Genomic DNA, 19274 nt, shown 5'->3' with positions numbered 1-19274 from the left:
CCCGTGAGTTCGCTTACGGGCTTTTTACTGCAATGCCTTCAACCTCTGACGTGAGTCTTATTTCACCCGCCCTTAAATGTAAAAAAGGCAGCCTTTCGGCTGCCTCAGTCTCCCCAGACTTTACGGCTTAGTTGCTACGGATGTACTCATCCATTTCGGTTTTCAGGTTATCGGATTTAGTACCGAAAATTGCCTGTACACCTGAACCTGCAACTACCACACCTGCCGCGCCCAGTTTTTTCAGACCAGGCTGGTCAACTTTTGCCACATCGGCAACGCTAACGCGCAGACGAGTGATACAAGCATCCAGGTTAGTGATGTTTTCTTTACCGCCGAACGCAGCGACCAGTGCCGGAGCCATTTCGCTGGTCGCGCCAGCTTTAGACTCTTCGGATGCGTCTTCACGACCCGGGGTTTTCAGATCCAGTGCTTTAATCAGTACGCGGAACACGATGTAGTAAACCGCTGCATAGCACAGACCTACAACCGGGAACAACCACAGTTTGCTGCCGTTACCGGACAGAACGATGAAGTCGATCAGACCGTGAGAGAAGGATGTACCGTCACGCATACCCAGCAGGATACAGATCGGGAATGCCAGGCCAGCCAGAATCGCATGGATTGCGTACAGGATCGGCGCAACGAACATGAAGGAGAACTCGATTGGCTCGGTGATACCGGTCAGGAACGAGGTCAATGCTGCGGAGATCATGATACCGCCCACTTTCGCGCGGTTCTCTGGTTTAGCAGAGTGCCAAATCGCGATAGCAGCAGCCGGCAGGCCGTACATTTTGAACAGGAAGCCGCCAGACAGTTTGCCCGCAGTCGGGTCGCCTGCCATGTAACGCGGGATATCGCCGTGGAACACCTGGCCTGCTGCGTTGGTGAATTCGCCGATCTGCATCTGGAAAGGAACGTTCCAGATATGGTGCAGACCAAACGGTACCAGGCAGCGCTCGATGAAGCCGTAGATACCGAACGCAACAACCGGGTTCTGGTAGGCAGCCCATTGAGAGAATTCCTGAATAGCAGTACCAATCGGCGGCCAAATGAAGGACAGCACAACACCGAAGATAATAGCGGCCAGACCGGAGATAATCGGAACAAAACGCTTACCGGCGAAGAAGCCCAGATACTCAGGCAGCTTGATACGGTAGAAGCGGTTAAACATATACGCAGCGATGGCACCGGCGATGATACCACCGAGGACACCAGTATCTGCCAGGTGTTTAGCCGCGATTTCTTCTGCAGGTAAATGCAGTACCAGCGGCGCAACCACGGACATGGTTTTAACCATGATGCCGTAGGCAACCACAGCAGCAAGACCGGAGACGCCATCGTTATTGGTGAAGCCCAGAGCAACACCGATAGCGAAGATCAGCGGCATGTTAGCAAAAACAGAACCGCCTGCTTCGGCCATTACGTGAGAAACCACTTCTGGCAGCCAGCTGAAGTTAGCAGACCCGACGCCCAGCAGAATACCTGCGATAGGGAGTACGGATACTGGCAGCATCAGCGATTTACCGACCTTCTGCAGGTTAGCAAATGCATTCTTAAACATAATTGAGAGTGCTCCTGAGTATTTGTGCTTTTTTTACGCTTTTTGCGCATTGGCACGGGGGGAGAACCGTGCTGTGAACAGGACATCTAAGTGCCCTTTATTTATTACACAGAGTAAAATAAATCCGCATAAGTTTGTTTGACGGCTATCACGTTTCAGTTAGCGCCAGAGGCAAAACTTTCATAGATTTACAAAACCCATTACCGAATGTGTCAAAAAAAGCGTTCACCGCCTCTTTTGTGGCGGTGAACTTTACTCTTATTACTTATTAATTACGAGCACTAAAATAAGCTGAAAATTCAGAGGGATTGCAGGCGGGCCGGATCGATATGGAACAAGGTGGCGAAGTTTTCTGTGGTTTTTTGCGCCAGTTCATCGACCGAAACGCCCTTCAGAACTGCCATATATTCAGCAACATCCCGGACATACGCCGGTTGGTTTTCTTTACCGCGGTGAGGAACCGGCGCCAGGTAAGGCGAATCGGTTTCCACCAGCAAACGATCCAGCGGGACATAGCGCGCCGCATCACGCAGTTGCTCTGCATTACGAAAAGTGACGATCCCGGAAAACGAGATATAGAAGCCGAGATCTAATAACTGACCTGCCGTTTCCCTGTCTTCCGTAAAACAGTGTAGTACGCCTCCGCAGTCCGTCACCTTTTCTTCCCGCAGAATAGCCAGAGTATCTGCACGCGCATCGCGGGTGTGCACGATCACCGGCTTGTTCAGTTCACGGCCAATACGGATATGGTCACGAAAAGATTCTTGTTGGCGGACTTTGGTTTCCGGCGTGTAGTAATAGTCCAGCCCCGTTTCCCCCATCGCCACAACGCCGTCTTCTGCGGCCATTCTGCGCAAATCTTCCACCGCATAGGCTTCATCCTGATTGAGCGGATGAACGCCGCAGGAAAAAGCCACATCGCTACGTTCCCCCACCAAATCGCGCATACTGCGGTAACCCGGCAGTGTTGTCGCCACGGCGAGGAAAAATTTCACGTCGCGGGCCGCCGCTTTCGTTAACGCGTCATTTACGTCCGTATGTAACGACTGATAATCCAGGCCATCGAGATGGCAATGGGAGTCGACTAAAAACATAATCTCTCTCTTAGAAATACTGTCCGGGCAATGCGGCACCGGGTTGCAGGTAACGCTCAATGCGTAGTAAAAGGTCGGTCAATAACAATTCGCGGTTGACGCCTACCACTGTCATCACCTGTTCGCGGCATTCAACCACAGCACGAAGACAGGCTTGCAGGCGCTCGCCATTAAACTGGCTGGCAAGCTGGCGTACCACCGCAATCGCATCCATATTCGTCAGCAGCGTTGCGCCCTGCTGAACCTTCAGCGCATCCAGCAGGAGCGTCGCCAGCCAATGCAGACGTTCGGCCACCTGTTCATGGTTCAGTGCCGTCAGCAGCGAAAGCCAGTCGCCATGCCCTGGCAATTGTCCGACGGCCTGGCACAGCGCCTGACGCGGTGCGAGGTTGTCAGCCTGCAGCAGTTGCGCTGCCGCACCTGGCGCGCCGCCACACAGGCGTAACGCACTGACAATCGTCTCTTGTGACGTGCTGTGCTCACGAGCAAGCCAGGCACAAGAGTAGTTTTCGGCGGGCGGTGCGAGGTGATGCATCCGACAGCGGCTACGCAACGTGGCCAGTAAGCGCGCCGGCTCACGACAGCTCATGAAAAACCAGGTCTCTTTCGGCGGTTCTTCCAGCGTTTTGAGCAGGGCATTTGCCGCCGCGTCCGTTAAAAGCGAGGCATCCTGAATCCAGACCACTTTAGCGCCGCCAAGGCGCGCGTGCTCATACAGTTTTTCGCTGACCTCGCGTACCGCGTCGATCCCGAGCGTCGTCTTGCCCTTCTCTGGTGCTAACGGGTAATAATCCGGATGAGTACCCGCCTGCATTAACTGGCAACCACGGCAATGGCCACAGCTTTTGGCATTCTCCGGATGCTGGCAAAGCAGATAACGGCTCAGCGCATAGATCAGCGCATCATCACCCATTCCCGGTAGCGCATGGACCAGTAAAGCATGATGCCCGCGACCGGCCTGATAACTGGCAACCAGTTGCTCATAATCCGACCTCAGCCACGGGTACCATCTCATGCGTCCTGCTCCTGCACCCAGGCGGTGACCGTCTGACGAATATCCGCCATAACGTCTTCGAGCGATTGCGTGGCATCAATGGTACGAATGCTGTCATCTGCCGCAGCCAGCTCAAGGTAGCGTGCGCGCGTGCGGTTGAAGAAATCCAGAGATTCTTGTTCAATGCGATCCAGTTCGCCGCGGGCACGGGCACGCTTAAGCCCCACTTCCGGCGTCACGTCCAGGTAAATCGTCAGGTCCGGGCGAAAATCCCCCAGCACCGCATCACGCAGCGTTGCCAGCATGGTCTGGTCGACGCCACGTCCACCGCCCTGATAGGCTTGCGTAGAGAGGTCATGGCGATCGCCTATCACCCAGTTCCCATTGGACAGTGCCGGTTTAATCACCGTTTCAACCAATTGCACGCGGGCAGCATAAAACATTAATACTTCGGCCTTAACCGTAATCGTCTCATCGCCGACAGAGCGAATGTCCAGCACCAGGCTGCGCAGCTTTTCTGCCAGTTGAGTACCGCCCGGCTCGCGGGTGAAAACCATCTTTTCAACGCCCATCTGACGCAGCGTGTCAACCACGACATCGCGCGCGGTAGTTTTCCCTGCCCCTTCGAGCCCTTCAATGACGATGTATTTACTGCCCATTTTTTTCCTTAAGTACTTTTAAATAGTCCTGCACTGACCGGTTGTGGCTGGCGAGATTGGTATTGAATGTATGCCCACCTTTACCATCAGCGACAAAATAGAGATAGGGCGTTTTTGCCGGGTGCGCTGCGGCTTTCAATGACGCTTCGCCAGGTGTCGCAATAGGGCCAGGCGGCAGACCACTGATGATATAGGTATTATACGGGGTCGGCGTTTCCAGGTCAGCGCGCGACAATTTACCATTATACCGCGTGCCCATCCCGTAAATCACGGTGGGATCTGTTTGCAGCCGCATTCCAATACGCAGACGGTTGATAAAGACCGATGCGACCTGATCGCGCTCGCTGGCCACTGCAGTCTCTTTCTCGATGATGGATGCCATCGTTACCATCTGGTTTTTATCCTGGTAAGGCAACCCTTCCATACGCCCTTCCCACGCTTGATCAATCGCCCGTACCATTTTTTGGTGCGCACGTTTAAGCAGTGCAACATCCGTCGTATTCGCGGTATACATCCAGGTGTCCGGCCAGAACCAGCCTTCCACCCAGTCCGGATGTTCGAGATCCAGCGCCTGCGCAACCGTCGCGTAGGCATCATCTTTCAGGGTGTGCTTGATATAGGGCGCATCACGCAGTTGCTGCAGATAGTCACTTAGCCGCATGCCCTCAACCAGACGAAGCGGGAACTGCGCCTCTTTGCCGCTTTCCAGCAACTGGAGCATTTCACGCACTGTCATGTCAGGGGAAAAACGATAGGTGCCGGCTTTAAAGTGCGAAAGATCAGGCTCCACACGCAACAACCACTGGAAGACCCGCGGGCGATTAATCACCTTTTCACCATACAGCTGTTCACCCAACGCAAGACGCCCGGTTCCGGCCTCCAGCGTAAAAATGGTGTCCTCTTTAATGAGGAGTTTACTGTCAGCCAACTGACGAACTTTCCATATACCCGCACCAGCCGCAATCACCAGGACCAGCAAAAGGAGAAATACAACGCGCAACATTTTTTTCATGACGATATCGGGTGCTCACAAAGAGGGGCCAGAAATTGGTACAACTCCCGGGAAGTCCAGCTTATGCCATCCCACGCGCGCACGGGAATGACAGGCATTAATGCATTACAGATGATGACTTCATCAGCAGCGTAGAGCGCATCTGGCGACGCATTGATTTCGACAACGCGATATTCGGAAAATGCCAGTTGGCGCAGACAAAATTGCCGCATAATGCCGTCTACGCCCGCCTGACCCAGGTCTGGGGTAAACACATCGCGGCCTTTGCGCCAGAAAATATTCGCGGCACAGCATTCCGTAACCCACCCTTCACTGTCAAGAACCAGCGACTCGTCACCGTGAGTTTGCTCAAGATAACGGCGGATCAGGACCTGCTCCAGCCGATTCAGATGTTTGATACCGGCAAGGTGTGGGTTTCGTCCCAGCCTTACAGGGCTGAGTGACAGCGTAATGCCCTCTTCCTTCCAGCGTGCGTAATGCAACGGATAAGCGGAAACAGTGAGAATACGCGTCGGATTTTGGCAGTCGGCTCCGCTGTAACCACGTCCACCGCCGCCACGACTGATGATCGCCTTAAGGACCCCACTCGCCCTTCCCGAGGCAATACGGCGCATTTCATCTTCCAGGGTTTCCCATTGGCTAAAAGGAATAAAGAGCCTGTCACACGCGAGTTTGAGACGATGCAGATGTTCAGCCAGGAGGCTGATGGTTCCGTTGTCGATACGTGCCGTAGTGAAACAGCCGTCGCCAAATTGAGTCGCTCTGTCATTTGCGGCAAGAGATGCCTGCTCGCAACCATTAATCAATAACATAGAGGCTCCTTATGCGTGGCAGAGTAGTGTGGCAGGACACTCTTTGCAGGACAAGCGGAGAAAACTGAAATAAAAAAGGCCCGCAGTGCGGACCTTTTTACAGGCTGGTCGGTAAAAACAGCGTTACGATCAGACCTTTTTAAAGATCAGGGAGCCGTTAGTACCGCCAAAGCCGAAGGAGTTACACAGCGTATACTCCAGACCACTCACCTGACGGGCTTCGTGCGGAACGAAATCCAGATCGCAACCCTCAGACGGGTTATCCAGGTTAATGGTCGGCGGAACAGCCTGGTCGCGCAGTGCAAGGATAGAGTAGATAGACTCTACCGCACCCGCCGCACCCAGCAGGTGACCCGTCATGGATTTGGTGGAGCTCACCATAATACGGCTTGCTGCATCACCAAATACGGATTTCACCGCCTGCGCTTCTGCTTTGTCACCCGCCGGGGTCGATGTCCCATGGGCGTTAACATAGCCGATCTGGCCTGGCTCAAGGCCCGCATCACGAATGGCATTGACCATTGCATCAGCAGCGCCAGCGCCGTTTTCCGGCGGAGATGTCATGTGGTAAGCATCGCTGCTCATACCGAAACCGACGATTTCCGCATAAATTTTCGCACCGCGTTTTTTCGCGTGCTCATACTCTTCAAGCATGATAATGCCTGCGCCATCGCCCAGAACAAAACCATCACGGTCCTGATCCCACGGACGGCTCGCCGCCTGAGGATTATCGTTGCGTGTCGAAAGCGCACGTGCCGCGCCAAAGCCACCCACACCGAGCGGGGTGCTCGCTTTTTCCGCGCCGCCGGCAAGCATCGCATCCGCATCGCCATAGGCTATCATACGTGCAGCATGACCGATGTTATGCACACCTGACGTACAGGCTGTAGCAATCGAAATACTTGGGCCACGCAGGCCAAACATGATGGTCAGGTGACCGGCCACCATATTAACAATCGTCGACGGGACGAAGAACGGGCTGATTTTACGCGGACCACCATTCACTAAAGAACTGTGGTTTTCCTCAATCAGGCCGAGACCACCGATACCGGAACCAATAGCGGCACCGATGCGGGTTGCGTTCTCTTCCGTCACTTCAAGGCCAGAATCCTGCATGGCCTGAACGCCAGCGACAATTCCATATTGAATAAAGTCATCCATCTTGCGCTGTTCTTTACGCGAGATGATGTCTTCACAGTTAAAGTCCTTTACTAAGCCAGCAAATTTCGTTGCGTAGGCGCTAGTATCGAAATGGTCGATCAGGCTGATGCCACTCTGACCGGCAAGGAGAGCTTTCCAGGTAGACTCTACGGTATTGCCGACAGGAGACAACATGCCCAGTCCGGTCACAACTACACGACGCTTAGACACGGTTGTCCTCCAGGGAGGGAAAAAAGATTAAGATTAGGGGGATAAAAGATAAAACTCAGGCGGTCGAGTGACCGCCTGGAGATGTTCACTTACGCCTGGTGACCGTTGATGTAATCAATGGCAGCCTGAACGGTGGTGATTTTCTCAGCTTCTTCGTCCGGAATCTCAGTATCAAACTCTTCTTCCAGAGCCATTACCAGCTCAACGGTGTCAAGAGAATCAGCGCCCAGGTCTTCAACGAAGGAAGCATTGTTGGTAACTTCTTCCTGCTTAACGCCCAGCTGTTCGCCGATAATTTTCTTAACGCGTTCTTCGATAGTGCTCATACTCTTAAATTTCCTATCAAAACTCGCTTTCGCGATGGTTTTCGTAGTGTATAAAATGTTGAAAAATTTGCAACTAAATCCCGGCAGTTCGTACCACGATTTTACGCTATTTTGCGGCCTTTCGCCCTAATAACGCAAATAAATTTAATCGTGGTTAAACCATGTACATTCCGCCGTTGACGTGCAGGGTCTCACCAGTGATGTAACCTGCTTCGTCAGAGGCTAAAAATGCAACCGCGCTGGCGATTTCCTGAGCACCGCCAAGGCGACCCGCAGGAACTTGCGCCAGTATACCCGCACGCTGGTCGTCAGACAGCGCACGCGTCATGTCCGTTTCAATAAAGCCCGGAGCAACAACGTTCACAGTAATCCCGCGTGATGCGACTTCTCGCGCCAGCGATTTACTGAAACCAATCAGACCTGCCTTCGCCGCAGCGTAGTTAGCCTGACCAGCATTTCCCATGGTGCCAACCACAGAACCGATAGTGATGATACGACCATGACGCTTTTTCATCATAGCGCGCATCACCGCTTTTGACAGACGGAAAACCGATGACAGGTTGGTTTCGAGAATATCGTTCCACTCGTCATCCTTCATGCGCATTAACAGATTATCGCGAGTGATACCGGCATTATTGACCAGGATATCAACTTCGCCAAACTCGGCACGAATGTTTTCCAGAACAGATTCAATAGATGCAGGATCGGTCACATTCAACATCAGACCTTTGCCGTTTGCACCTAAATACTCACTAATAGCCTGAGCGCCATTTTCACTGGTTGCAGTACCGATAACCTTCGCGCCACGAGCAACAAGGGCTTCCGCGATTGCGCGGCCAATGCCACGGCTCGCGCCGGTAACCAGCGCGACTTTTCCTTCAAAACTCATGGTTTTCCTCTTTTATTGCGCAAGTGCCTCTGACAGTGCGGCAGGCTCATTAAGCGCAGACGCTGTCAGGGTATCAACAATACGTTTTGTCAGACCGGTCAGCACTTTACCAGGACCAACTTCATACAGGTGCTCAACGCCCTGTGATGCCATAAATTCTACGCTTTTAGTCCATTGCACCGGGCTATAAAGCTGACGTACCAGCGCATGACGAATCGCTTCGGGCGATGTTTCACATTTCACATCAACATTGTTTACCACCGGAACCTGCGGTGCGCTGAAAGTGATTTTTTCTAATTCTGCCGCCAGTTTCTCTGCAGCGGGTTTCATCAGCGCACAGTGGGACGGCACGCTGACCGGCAGCGGCAGGGCGCGCTTCGCGCCAGCAGCTTTACAGGCGGCACCCGCACGATCAACCGCTTCCTTGTGGCCTGCGATAACCACCTGGCCCGGAGAGTTGTAGTTCACCGGAGAAACAACCTGCCCTTGCGCGGACTCTTCGCACGCTTTAGCAATGGATGCATCATCCAGACCGATAATCGCCGCCATGGCGCCAGTCCCTTCCGGTACGGCTTCTTGCATGAATTTGCCGCGCAGCTCGACCAGACGCACTGCGTCTGCGAACGGAATGACCCCTGCACAGACCAGTGCAGAGTATTCGCCCAGACTGTGACCAGCCATCAGCGCAGGCGTTTTGCCGCCCTGTTGTTGCCACACGCGCCATAAGGCAACAGAAGCCGTCAGCAGCGCAGGCTGTGTCTGCCAGGTTTTATTCAGCTCTTCCGCCGGCCCTTGTTGAACAAGCGCCCACAGATCATAGCCAAGTGCCGCAGAGGCTTCACGGAATGTCTCTTCAACAACCGGGTGACTTGCCGCCATATCAGCCAACATACCCACGGTTTGAGAGCCCTGTCCCGGGAACACAAATGCAAATTGCGTCATGTTTTTATCCTTAATACTAGAAACGAACCAGCGCAGAACCCCAGGTGAAACCACCGCCAAAGGCTTCCAGCAGAATCAATTGACCGCGCTGAATACGCCCGTCGCGAACCGCTTCGTCCAGCGCACAAGGGACAGACGCCGCAGAAGTGTTACCGTGACGATCGAGCGTCACTACAACGTTATCCAGCGACATACCCAGTTTTTTTGCTGTCGCGCTGATAATACGCAGGTTTGCCTGATGCGGCACCAGCCAGTTCAGCTCACTGCGCTGCAAATTATTCGCTTCGAGGGTTTCATCGACGATGCGAGAAAGCTCAGTCACCGCCACTTTAAAGACTTCGTTTCCTGCCATTGTCAGGAAAATCGGATTCTCTGGATGCACACGATCGGCATTCGGCAGCGTTAACAGTTCGCCGTAACGACCGTCAGCATGCAGATGCGTAGAGATGATACCCGGTTCTTCGGATGCTCCGAGCACAACCGCGCCCGCACCATCACCAAAAATAATAATGGTGCCGCGATCTGCCGGGTCGCAGGTACGCGCCAGAACGTCTGAACCGATCACCAGCGCATTTTTTACCGCACCCGATTTCACATATTGATCGGCAATGCTAAGCGCATAGGTGAAGCCCGCACAGGCAGCTGCAACATCGAATGCCGGGCAGCCTTTCACGCCCAACATATTCTGCACCTGACATGCGGCGCTAGGAAATGCATGTGTTGCGGAGGTGGTAGCGACAATAATCAGACCAATCTCATCCGCACTGATACCTGCCATCTCCAGGGCGCGCTTTGCCGCTTCAAAGCCCATGGTTGAGACGGTTTCATCTGGCGCAGCGATACGGCGTTCACGAATGCCTGTGCGGGTGACAATCCACTCGTCAGACGTATCCACCATTTTTTCCAGGTCGGCGTTAGTTCGCACTTGTTCAGGCAGATAGCTGCCGGTACCAATAATCTTCGTATACATGTACGCTCAGTCTTTTTCCGGTAACACAGATTCCAGGCGAGCGGCAATTCGTCGGGGAACTTGCCGCTGCACCGCCTGCACTGCCTGTTCAATCGCGACGGTAAACGCTCGCTGATTGGCTGCACCATGACTCTTAATCACCGTGCCGCGCAATCCTAACAGACAGGCGCCATTATACTGGTCGGGGTTGAGGTGACTGAATCGCCTGCTCAGGCTTTTTTGTAACCAACGCTTTAATAAAATCAGCCACCACGACCGTTTTTTTCCTTCGCCCTGAGATTTCAGCAGCGAAAGAAACACTCTGACAACACCTTCCATCGTTTTTAATGTGACGTTTCCCGTAAAACCGTCACAAACCAGTACATCCGTTTTACCGGTGAGTAATTCGTTCGCTTCCAGATAACCAATATAGTTAATCGTCGGAACTGCTTTCAAAATTGCGGCAGCATCGCGAATGTTGTCATGGCCTTTGGTCTCTTCTTCACCAATGTTCAGAAGAGCCACACGGGGATTGGCGATCCCCACAACGTCTTCTGCCATCACGGCTCCCATGACAGCGAACTGCGCCAGCATCTTACCATCGCAGTCGACGTTGGCACCTAAATCAAGCACCACCGTTTTCCCTTTCTGCTGGTGCGGTAGAACAGTAACCAGCGCGGGACGCTCAATCCCCTCAATGGGTTTGAGCAGCATTTTCGCCAGCCCCATCAGCGCGCCGGTATTACCCGCACTGACACAGGCCTCGGCGCGACCTTCTTTTACAAGCTCCAGCGCCATCCGCATTGAACTGCCGCGACTGTTGCGGACAGCTTGCGAGGGGCGCGCATCGCTGGCAATAACTGACTGTGCGGGAATAACAAGCAAGCGCGAGCGTTGCTCAAAATCAGCTTTGGCGAGCAATGGTGTGATAGCGTCGGGATCGCCGACTAAAAGAAGATTAAGATGCGAATTAGAGTTCAGTGCCTGCAAAGCTGCAGGCACTGTCACGGAAGGGCCAAAATCGCCCCCCATGACATCTAACGCCAGGGTTAGACGAGTCAAGGTATCGGTATATCCCCGTTTTCACGGGGAAATCCTCACTAAGTTTGATCACGCTTGCGCGTGATTACTTAGTGATTACCTTGCGACCGCGGTAGAAACCGTCGGCGGTAACGTGGTGACGCAGGTGGGTTTCACCAGAGGTTTTGTCTACAGACAGGCTGGTGACTGCGGTCAGCGCGTCATGAGAACGACGCATGCCACGTTTGGAACGGGTTGGTTTATTCTGTTGTACGGCCATGGACCTTACTCCTTAATTACGATTTACCCCCGTTTGAGCGGGGAAAACCTATTACTTACGCTTTAAGCTGGCTAATACGGCAAATGGGTTTGGCTTTTGCGCTTCATCAGGCAGTTCACCAAAGACCATGTCCGCCTCGGACACTTCACAGTGTTCAGAATCATGCACCGGAACTACAGGCAAGGAGAGGATGATTTCATCTTCAACCATTGCAAGCAGATCGATTTCACCGAAGTCGTTAACCTCAATCGGTTCATACGCTTCCGGCAGTGCTTCAGCCTGTTCGTCTGAACGGACAGGACTAAAACAATATGTTGTGTGAACCTGATGGGTAAACGGCTTGCCGCAACGCTGGCATTCGAGGGACACCGTCACCTTCGCATCACCGGTTATAACCGCGAGGCGTTGGTTGTCGATGGCGAACGAAATGGAGCATTCCACATCACTGTCCACACTGACTACAGACTCGGCGACACGCTCAACCTGATTGGGCAGATAGATGCCCTCATAATCAAGGCGTTTCTGAGCCGTGCGAACCGGATCGAGAGTCAGGGGTAATTTTACCTTTTGCATAGGGCGCGCATATTAACTTTGTAACGTCATAGAGTCAAAGAAAAAGGCAGCCTGAGGTTGCCTTTTGCCAATAATTCGCACACATTGCGGCCTACAGTTTAAAATGCCTGTCATGGTTAAGCCATATTTGGTGAAAAAAATATGTCAGATATCGTTCTTGCATCGACATCCCCCTGGCGTCGCGCGCTGCTAGAGAAGCTCGGTCTGGCGTTTGAATGCGCAGCACCACTGACTGACGAAACTCCGTACGCTGGCGAATCCCCACGCCATCTGGTTCTGCGCCTGGCGCAGGAGAAAGCGCAATCTCTGTCCCAACGTTTTCCCCATCACCTGATTATTGGTTCTGATCAAGTGTGCATGCTGGAAGGTGAAATTACCGGCAAACCGCTGACCGAAGAAAATGCCCGTCGGCAATTAACCAGGGCCAGTGGAAATATCGTGACGTTCTATACCGGGCTGGCGTTGTTTAATTCCGCAACGGGCCATTTACAAACTGAGTGCGAACCTTTCGATGTGCATTTTCGCCACTTAAGCGCCCAGGAAATTGAAGACTACGTGCGCAAAGAAAATCCACTGCACTGCGCGGGAAGCTTTAAGAGTGAAGGCTTGGGTATTGCCTTGTTTGACCGCCTTGAAGGCCGCGATCCAAATACTCTGATTGGCCTGCCGCTGATTGCGCTGTGCCAGATGCTGCGCCGGGAAGGATGTAACCCGTTATCGCGCTAATAGCGCTAGCGATGGACTGACATTATTTAAGGAAACCCCGGTGAATAAACGTCACGTATCTCAACAGCCGTCGGCGGGACTATGGCCGTTGATTGCCCTGGCCAGCCTGATTTTAATGATTACCATGGGAGTACGGCAGACGGTGGGGCTGTTTGTCCACCCTATTGTCCACTCCACCACCATGAGTATTGCCGAAGTCAGTATGGCACTGGCGATAGGCCAACTGATGTGGGGAGCTTTTCAGCCGCTTTTTGGCGCGTGGGCAGACAAGCGCGGTGCCTTCAATGTATTGGTTATCGGCGCTATCCTCATTGCGCTGGGGCAACTTGGCACACTGTGGGCGTCCTCATTTTTACCACTGACCCTCGCGCAGGGGCTGTTAAGCCCCGCTGGCGCTGCCGCGGGTAGCTTCTCGGTATTAATTGGCATTGTTGCGGGTAGATTGCCCTCCGATAAAGGCTCTGTTGCCAGCGGTATGATCAATGCCGGTGGCTCCATGGGACAATTTATCTTCGCTCCGCTGATACAACTGATTGTCAGTTTGCGTGGTGTCGCCGCAGGGCTGGTTTTCCTGGCCCTCGCCGCGCTGTCGACGATAATTCCCTCATGGTTTCTGTGTCGGAAAAACGAAAAGCCTTCCCCCAAGCTGGCTCAACCTGCCCAGTCAGACGACCCGGGTCTTAAACAGCAGATTCGCGCGGCATTTCGCCATCCCAGCTATCTGCTCCTGCACGCAGGTTTTTTGACCTGTGGATTTCACGTGGCGTTTCTCACCACACATTTGCCGAGTGAAGTTAGCCTGTGCGGGCATGATGCCTCGGTCTCCGCCATTAGCCTTTCGCTAATTGGTCTTTGTAATATCGCAGGCAGTATTTTCGCGGGCTTTCTCGGGAAGCGATTCCCGATGAAATATATCCTCGCCGTGCTGTATGCATCCCGTGCAATATTGATTATCGCTTTTTTGTTGTCATCCAAAACGCCGATGGCGTTCTACCTCTTCGCCTGTGCGATAGGCCTGACCTGGCTTGCCACTGTGCCACCAACCGCAGGAATTGTGGGAAAGTTATTCGGTACCCGTTATCTGGCGACCCTGTTTGGCTTTACCTTATTTTCACATCAGGTCGGCGCTTTCTTAGGCGCATGGTTGGGGGGGCTGGCCATGGAATACGCAGGGAATCTCGACTGGGTATGGTATGCAGATATCGCCCTGGCTCTACTGGCGGCGCTGATCAACCTGCCGATTCAGGAAAAGAATACCGCGATGCCGCTTAAACCGACCCGTGCATAACATAATAAAGAAAGGCGGTCATGCTGACCGCCCTTGCTTATGCTTTCTGGTTACGCAGCACTTGCAGACAACGCCTGAGCTGCTCATCCAGCGGCGCTTCGATACGCAGGGTTTCGCCAGTATTGGGGTGGGTAAATTTCAACGCTGCGGCATGCAGGAACAATCGGGTTAACCCGGTGCCTGCCAGCTGTTTATCAAACTCACGGTCACCATAGCGATCGTCAAAGGCAATGGGGTGGCCCGCGTATTGGGTATGAACGCGAATTTGATGCGTACGTCCGGTCACCGGGCTACAACGCACCAGCGTGGCAAACTCATAACGCTCTTCCACTTTGAAACGGGTTTCCGACGGTTTACCTTCCTGGTTCACGCGCACGATACGCTCGCCGCTTTGGAGAATATTTTTCAACAGCGGCGCCTGCACCACTTTAACGTGGGACTGCCACTGACCGCGCACCAGCGCCAGATAATCTTTCTGCATGCCTTTTTCGCGCAGTTGCTCGTGCAGCGAACGCAGCGCAGAACGTTTCTTGGCGACCAGCAGCACGCCGGAGGTGTCGCGATCGAGACGGTGCACCAGTTCCAGAAAGCGCGCTTCCGGACGCAATGCACGCAGGCCTTCAATGACGCCGAAACTCAATCCGCTGCCGCCGTGTACCGCGGTGCCAGAAGGTTTATTCAACACCAGGATATGGTCATCTTCATACAGAATAACGTCACTGAGCGCGGCGACTTTTTGCAGGTGCGGCGAAACCGCCTCCTCTTCCCGTTCCGCAACGCGGACAGGTGGAATGCGCACTTCATCGCCAGCTTCAAGCTTATATTCCGGCTTCACGCGTTTTTTATTCACGCGAACTTCGCCTTTACGCAAGATGCGGTAAATCATACTTTTTGGCACGCCTTTCAGTTGGGTGCGCAAAAAATTATCGATGCGTTGCCCCGCTTCGTCATCGGCGATAGCAACAATTTTTACGGAAGGAGTCTCAGTTTTCATGGGAGGCGATTCTAAATAGCGTCGATGAATAGCGCCACTCATTTTTATATGCTTATATTTACTTTTGATCCTGGTCTGCTTCGTTCTACACAGACGTTTTGGCGGTTATTAAACCAATCGTCAGGCAAAAGTGAAAAAACTGTGAGTAACCGGGTGATAAAAGGTAAAAGTCAGCTTGCTATAACAGGGTTCGCAAGGAATAATGTTGCAGTTTTCCGCGTTGGATCTTGTTCTAACAAGCAATTGTGCGGAATGACCAGTTTTGCCTGTCCGACCATACACGCAGCAATGGCGTAAGACGTATTGGACTTTCAGGCAGTTAGCGGGCTGCGGGTTGCAGTCCTTACCGGTAGATGGAATCTTCTCTGGAGAGTTTTTCCCAGGCTGTTCCCCTGATAATTGCGCTGTTTTTTCCACAGGAAATACAGGCAACCGACACACTGCGCCTCTTAAGCGTACGACAACCGTGAGGTTGGCGACGTGAACAGACACGAGGCCATCGGTTCTCCCCCGGAAAGGCGTCATCATGCCCGCAGCTTAGTCGTCAATGTAAGAATAATGAGTAAGTTACGATGAAAAGAATGTTAATCAACGCAACTCAGCAAGAAGAGTTGCGTGTCGCCCTTGTTGATGGGCAGCGTCTGTACGATCTGGATATTGAAAGTCCTGGACACGAGCAGAAAAAAGCGAACATCTACAAAGGTAAAATCACCCGTATTGAACCGAGCCTGGAAGCTGCATTTGTTGATTACGGTGCTGAACGTCACGGTTTCCTTCCCCTCAAAGAAATTGCCCGCGAATACTTCCCTGCCAATTACAACTCTCATGGCCGTCCGAACATCAAAGATGTGTTGCGCGAAGGTCAGGAAGTTATTGTCCAGATTGATAAAGAAGAACGCGGCAACAAAGGCGCTGCGCTGACCACCTTTATTAGCCTGGCAGGCAGCTATCTGGTACTGATGCCAAACAACCCGCGCGCGGGCGGCATTTCTCGTCGTATTGAAGGCGATGATCGTACCGAACTGAAAGAAGCGCTGGCCAGTCTCGAATTGCCGGATGGCATGGGTCTGATTGTCCGCACTGCCGGTGTGGGTAAATCTGCCGATGCCCTGCAGTGGGATCTGAGTTTCCGTCTCAAACACTGGGAAGCCATTCAGAAAGCCGCTGAAAACCGCCCTGCTCCGTTCCTGATTCACCAGGAGAGTAACGTCATCGTTCGTGCTTTCCGTGATTATCTGCGTCAGGACATTGGTGAAATCCTTATCGATAATCCGAAAGTGCTTGAGCTGGCTCGCCAGCATATCTCGGCGCTGGGTCGTCCGGATTTCAGCAGCAAAATTAAGCTCTACACCGGTGAAATTCCGCTGTTCAGCCACTACCAAATCGAATCGCAGATTGAATCCGCTTTCCAGCGTGAAGTCCGTCTGCCGTCCGGCGGCTCTATCGTTATCGACAGTACCGAAGCGTTGACCGCCATCGACATCAACTCCGCGCGTGCAACTCGCGGTGGTGATATCGAAGAAACCGCGTTTAACACTAACCTGGAAGCAGCCGACGAAATTGCACGTCAGCTGCGTCTGCGTGACCTCGGCGGTTTGATCGTTATCGACTTTATCGATATGACGCCGGTACGCCATCAGCGTGCGGTGGAGAACCGTCTGCGCGAGGCCGTTCGTCAGGACCGTGCGCGTATTCAAATCAGCCATATTTCTCGCTTTGGCCTGCTGGAGATGTCCCGTCAGCGCCTGAGCCCGTCACTGGGCGAGTCCAGTCACCATGTGTGCCCACGTTGTAGCGGAACCGGGACTATCCGTGACAACGAATCCCTGTCACTTTCTATTCTTCGTCTCATTGAAGAAGAAGCGCTGAAAGAGAATACGCAGGAAGTACATGCCATCGTTCCGGTGCCGATTGCCTCGTATCTGTTGAACGAAAAACGCGCCGCCGTAAGCGCTATTGAAACCCGCCAGGGTGGTGTGCGTTGCGTGATCGTACCGAACGATCAGATGGAAACACCGCACTACTCCGTACTGCGCGTACGTAAAGGCGAAGAGACCACCACCCTCAGCTACATGCTGCCGAAGCTGCATGAAGAAGAGATGGCCATGCCGTCAGACGAAGAAGCTGCTGAGCGTAAACGTCCTGAGCAGCCTGCACTGGCGACCTTCGTCATGCCGGATGTTCCACCTGCGCCTACCGTTCCGGAAGCACCGGTAGCGAAACCGCAACCGGCTGCCATCAGCGCGCCTGCTGTCGCAGCGCCTGCGGCGCCGGGTCTTCTGAGCCGTTTCTTCTCCGCCCTGAAAAACCTGTTTGCGGGTGGTGAAACTGCGGCGCCAGCCGACGTTAAAGAAGAGAAGACGGAAGAGAAGCAGGAGCGCCAGCAAGATCGCCGTAAATCGCGTCAGGGTAACCGCCGCGATCGCAATGAACGCCGAGAGCCGCGTGGAGAAGGTGGTGAAGGTCGTGAGAACAACCGCGATGAAAACCGCCGCAACCGCCGTGAGAAACCGCAGCAAAATGCCGAGGCGCGTGAAGCTCGCCAGCCAGTTCCGGTAGCCGCGGAAGAGACGGAAAAAAGCAAACAGCGTGATGAGCAGCAACCTTCCCGCCGCGAGCGTAATCGCCGTCGTAATAGCGACGAAAAACGCCAGCCGCAGCAGGATGTAAAAGCGCTGAACCGTGAAGAACAGCCTGAGCAGGAAACCGAACAGGAAGAGCGCGTTCAGGTGATGCCGCGTCGTAAGCCGCGTCAGTTGAACCAAAAAATCCGTATCGATGGTGCTCAGACAAACACCAATGAAGAGGTTGTTGTTGCAGCCGAACCGAAAACCACGGAAGCGTCCGCACAACGTACCGATCTGGCGAAACTGGATCTGCCAGCGGTTGTCGAAAACACCGCTGAGCAAGAAGAAACCGCAGAAAATCGCGATACTGCAGGCATGCCGCGTCGTTCTCGCCGTTCACCGCGTCATCTGCGCGTAAGCGGTCAGCGTCGTCGCCGTTACCGTGATGAGCGTTACCCGACCCAGTCCGCCATGCCGCTGGAGATTGCCTGCGCTTCGCCTGAGATGGCGTCCGGTAAAGTCTGGATTCGCTACCCGGTTGCCCGTCCTCAGGACGAGGTGCAAGAAGTACCGGCGGTTGAGCAGCAAAACAATGCCGTCGCTAATGATGTCGCGCCAGCGATTGCCGAGGCTGAACAGGTTGTCTTAGCCGCACAGCAAGAACAACAGCCAGTTGTGTCTGAGGCGCAGGTACATGGCGAAGAAGTGGTTGAAGTCGCACCACAGGCGCCGGTTATCGAGCCAGAGCCTGTTGTGGTCGACACCACGCATCCGGAAGTGATTGAAACGCCGGTTGAAGCGCAGCCTGAACTGATCGCAGAGCAAGACCGTCCGGTCGCCGAAGAGGTGGCGCAGGCCGCTGAACCTGCTGATATCACGCCAGCGGTTGAAGAAGCGGCGCCGGTTACGGAGCAACCGCACGCTGCAGTTGAAGACAAACAGCCAGAAGCTACTCCGGTAGCGCCGGTTGTTGAAGCTACTGCACCGCTCACTGCAGCACCTGTTGCAGCCGGCGAGGCCAACCATGCCACGGCGCCGATGACCAAAGCACCCGCACCTGCCTATGTGCCGGAAGCGCCGCGTCACAGTGACTGGGTCCGTCCGCAGTTCAACTTTGACGGCAAAGGCTCAGCAGGCGGTCACAGCGCCACGCATACGGCAACTGCGCCGGCCACGCGTCCGAACGCAGCAGAATAAGCACTATGCTGATAAAAAGC

At 53.7% G+C, this 19274-nt stretch carries 18 protein-coding genes; 3 read left to right on the top strand and 15 right to left on the bottom strand.

The genetic code is table 11. The annotated features are described in order from the left end of the window. Nucleotides 1-127: 127 nt before the first annotated feature. From ptsG to yceD, 14 genes are all read right to left on the bottom strand, one after another. Nucleotides 128-1561, bottom strand: coding sequence for a PTS glucose transporter subunit IIBC (gene ptsG / locus L2097_RS03905; protein ID WP_047369870.1), 1434 nt, complete (start codon nt 1559-1561; stop codon nt 128-130). 299 nt (nt 1562-1860) lie between these two features. Beyond that, nucleotides 1861-2655 (bottom strand): metal-dependent hydrolase, encoded by a 795-nt coding sequence (locus L2097_RS03900; protein WP_047369869.1) that lies wholly within the window; start codon nt 2653-2655, stop codon nt 1861-1863. 10 nt (nt 2656-2665) lie between these two features. Beyond that, nucleotides 2666-3670 carry a DNA polymerase III subunit delta' gene (gene holB / locus L2097_RS03895; RefSeq protein WP_250352164.1) on the bottom strand — a complete coding sequence of 335 codons (1005 nt, stop codon included), beginning with the start codon at nt 3668-3670 and terminating at the stop codon, nt 2666-2668. Continuing rightward, nucleotides 3667-4308: a dTMP kinase gene (gene tmk, locus L2097_RS03890; protein ID WP_250352163.1), complete on the bottom strand. Its 642-nt coding sequence runs from the start codon at nt 4306-4308 to the stop codon at nt 3667-3669. The genes holB and tmk overlap by 4 nt, the downstream gene beginning before the upstream one ends. Further along, nucleotides 4298-5320 carry a cell division protein YceG gene (gene yceG / locus L2097_RS03885; protein ID WP_047369866.1) on the bottom strand — a complete coding sequence of 341 codons (1023 nt, stop codon included), beginning with the start codon at nt 5318-5320 and terminating at the stop codon, nt 4298-4300. Before yceG ends, tmk begins: the two co-directional genes overlap by 11 nt. Then, on the bottom strand, nt 5317-6132 hold the full coding sequence (pabC, locus tag L2097_RS03880; protein ID WP_250352162.1) for an aminodeoxychorismate lyase: 816 nt from the start codon (nt 6130-6132) through the stop codon (nt 5317-5319). Before pabC ends, yceG begins: the two co-directional genes overlap by 4 nt. Nucleotides 6133-6261: 129 nt before the next feature. Then, nucleotides 6262-7503, bottom strand: a complete 1242-nt coding sequence (gene fabF, locus L2097_RS03875) for a beta-ketoacyl-ACP synthase II (protein ID WP_047369864.1) — start codon at nt 7501-7503, stop codon at nt 6262-6264. 89 nt (nt 7504-7592) lie between these two features. Next, a complete protein-coding gene (acpP, locus tag L2097_RS03870; RefSeq protein ID WP_000103754.1) occupies nt 7593-7829 on the bottom strand; it encodes an acyl carrier protein in 237 nt (78 codons plus the stop codon). Between the two features lie 154 nt (nt 7830-7983). After that, nucleotides 7984-8718 (bottom strand): 3-oxoacyl-ACP reductase FabG, encoded by a 735-nt coding sequence (gene fabG / locus L2097_RS03865; protein WP_047369863.1) that lies wholly within the window; start codon nt 8716-8718, stop codon nt 7984-7986. Between the two features lie 12 nt (nt 8719-8730). Continuing rightward, nucleotides 8731-9660 (bottom strand): ACP S-malonyltransferase, encoded by a 930-nt coding sequence (gene fabD, locus L2097_RS03860; RefSeq protein WP_085007574.1) that lies wholly within the window; start codon nt 9658-9660, stop codon nt 8731-8733. 16 nt (nt 9661-9676) lie between these two features. Then, nucleotides 9677-10630, bottom strand: coding sequence for a beta-ketoacyl-ACP synthase III (locus L2097_RS03855; RefSeq protein ID WP_047369861.1), 954 nt, complete (start codon nt 10628-10630; stop codon nt 9677-9679). A gap of 6 nt (nt 10631-10636) precedes the next feature. Then, nucleotides 10637-11671, bottom strand: a complete 1035-nt coding sequence (gene plsX / locus L2097_RS03850; protein WP_047369860.1) for a phosphate acyltransferase PlsX — start codon at nt 11669-11671, stop codon at nt 10637-10639. Between the two features lie 64 nt (nt 11672-11735). Next, entirely contained in the window at nt 11736-11909 is a 174-nt protein-coding gene (rpmF, locus tag L2097_RS03845) for a 50S ribosomal protein L32 (protein WP_020457446.1), read from the bottom strand. Between the two features lie 51 nt (nt 11910-11960). Then, the gene (gene yceD, locus L2097_RS03840; RefSeq protein ID WP_041851730.1) at nt 11961-12482 is read right to left on the bottom strand and encodes a 23S rRNA accumulation protein YceD; all 522 of its coding nucleotides are present in this window, start codon (nt 12480-12482) and stop codon (nt 11961-11963) included. Nucleotides 12483-12623: 141 nt separating this feature from the next. Between yceD and L2097_RS03835 the strand changes: the two genes are divergently transcribed. After that, nucleotides 12624-13208, top strand: a complete 585-nt coding sequence (locus L2097_RS03835; RefSeq protein WP_047369859.1) for a Maf family protein — start codon at nt 12624-12626, stop codon at nt 13206-13208. A gap of 40 nt (nt 13209-13248) precedes the next feature. Further along, complete coding sequence (locus tag L2097_RS03830) at nt 13249-14496, top strand: MFS transporter (protein ID WP_250352161.1); 1248 nt, start codon at nt 13249-13251, stop codon at nt 14494-14496. A 37-nt stretch (nt 14497-14533) separates the two neighbouring features. Here L2097_RS03830 and rluC read toward each other — a convergent pair whose 3' ends face one another. Continuing rightward, the gene (gene rluC / locus L2097_RS03825) at nt 14534-15490 is read right to left on the bottom strand and encodes a 23S rRNA pseudouridine(955/2504/2580) synthase RluC (RefSeq protein ID WP_172399103.1); all 957 of its coding nucleotides are present in this window, start codon (nt 15488-15490) and stop codon (nt 14534-14536) included. A gap of 572 nt (nt 15491-16062) precedes the next feature. Here rluC and rne point away from each other — a divergent pair. Beyond that, on the top strand, nt 16063-19254 hold the full coding sequence (gene rne / locus L2097_RS03820; protein WP_250352160.1) for a ribonuclease E: 3192 nt from the start codon (nt 16063-16065) through the stop codon (nt 19252-19254). The last annotated feature ends 20 nt before the right edge of the window (nt 19255-19274 follow it).

Source organism: Citrobacter sp. MNAZ 1397, assembly GCF_023613995.1.
Classification (GTDB): Bacteria; Pseudomonadota; Gammaproteobacteria; order Enterobacterales; family Enterobacteriaceae; genus Phytobacter; species Phytobacter ursingii.
Note: the sequence above shows the minus strand (reverse complement) of the source record. Positions and strands in the feature narration are given on the sequence as shown.

Coding starts and splice junctions, on each gene's coding strand:
- holB (WP_250352164.1), bottom strand. CDS start 3,670: ATGAGATGGTACCCGTGGCTGAGGTCGGATTATGAGCAACTGGTTGCC.
- pabC (WP_250352162.1), bottom strand. CDS start 6,132: ATGTTATTGATTAATGGTTGCGAGCAGGCATCTCTTGCCGCAAATGAC.
- fabD (WP_085007574.1), bottom strand. CDS start 9,660: ATGACGCAATTTGCATTTGTGTTCCCGGGACAGGGCTCTCAAACCGTG.
- rluC (WP_172399103.1), bottom strand. CDS start 15,490: ATGAAAACTGAGACTCCTTCCGTAAAAATTGTTGCTATCGCCGATGAC.
- rne (WP_250352160.1), top strand. CDS start 16,063: ATGAAAAGAATGTTAATCAACGCAACTCAGCAAGAAGAGTTGCGTGTC.
- tmk (WP_250352163.1), bottom strand. CDS start 4,308: ATGGGCAGTAAATACATCGTCATTGAAGGGCTCGAAGGGGCAGGGAAA.
- ptsG (WP_047369870.1), bottom strand. CDS start 1,561: ATGTTTAAGAATGCATTTGCTAACCTGCAGAAGGTCGGTAAATCGCTG.
- yceD (WP_041851730.1), bottom strand. CDS start 12,482: ATGCAAAAGGTAAAATTACCCCTGACTCTCGATCCGGTTCGCACGGCT.
- L2097_RS03900 (WP_047369869.1), bottom strand. CDS start 2,655: ATGTTTTTAGTCGACTCCCATTGCCATCTCGATGGCCTGGATTATCAG.
- yceG (WP_047369866.1), bottom strand. CDS start 5,320: ATGAAAAAAATGTTGCGCGTTGTATTTCTCCTTTTGCTGGTCCTGGTG.
- rpmF (WP_020457446.1), bottom strand. CDS start 11,909: ATGGCCGTACAACAGAATAAACCAACCCGTTCCAAACGTGGCATGCGT.
- fabG (WP_047369863.1), bottom strand. CDS start 8,718: ATGAGTTTTGAAGGAAAAGTCGCGCTGGTTACCGGCGCGAGCCGTGGC.
- L2097_RS03855 (WP_047369861.1), bottom strand. CDS start 10,630: ATGTATACGAAGATTATTGGTACCGGCAGCTATCTGCCTGAACAAGTG.
- acpP (WP_000103754.1), bottom strand. CDS start 7,829: ATGAGCACTATCGAAGAACGCGTTAAGAAAATTATCGGCGAACAGCTG.
- L2097_RS03835 (WP_047369859.1), top strand. CDS start 12,624: ATGTCAGATATCGTTCTTGCATCGACATCCCCCTGGCGTCGCGCGCTG.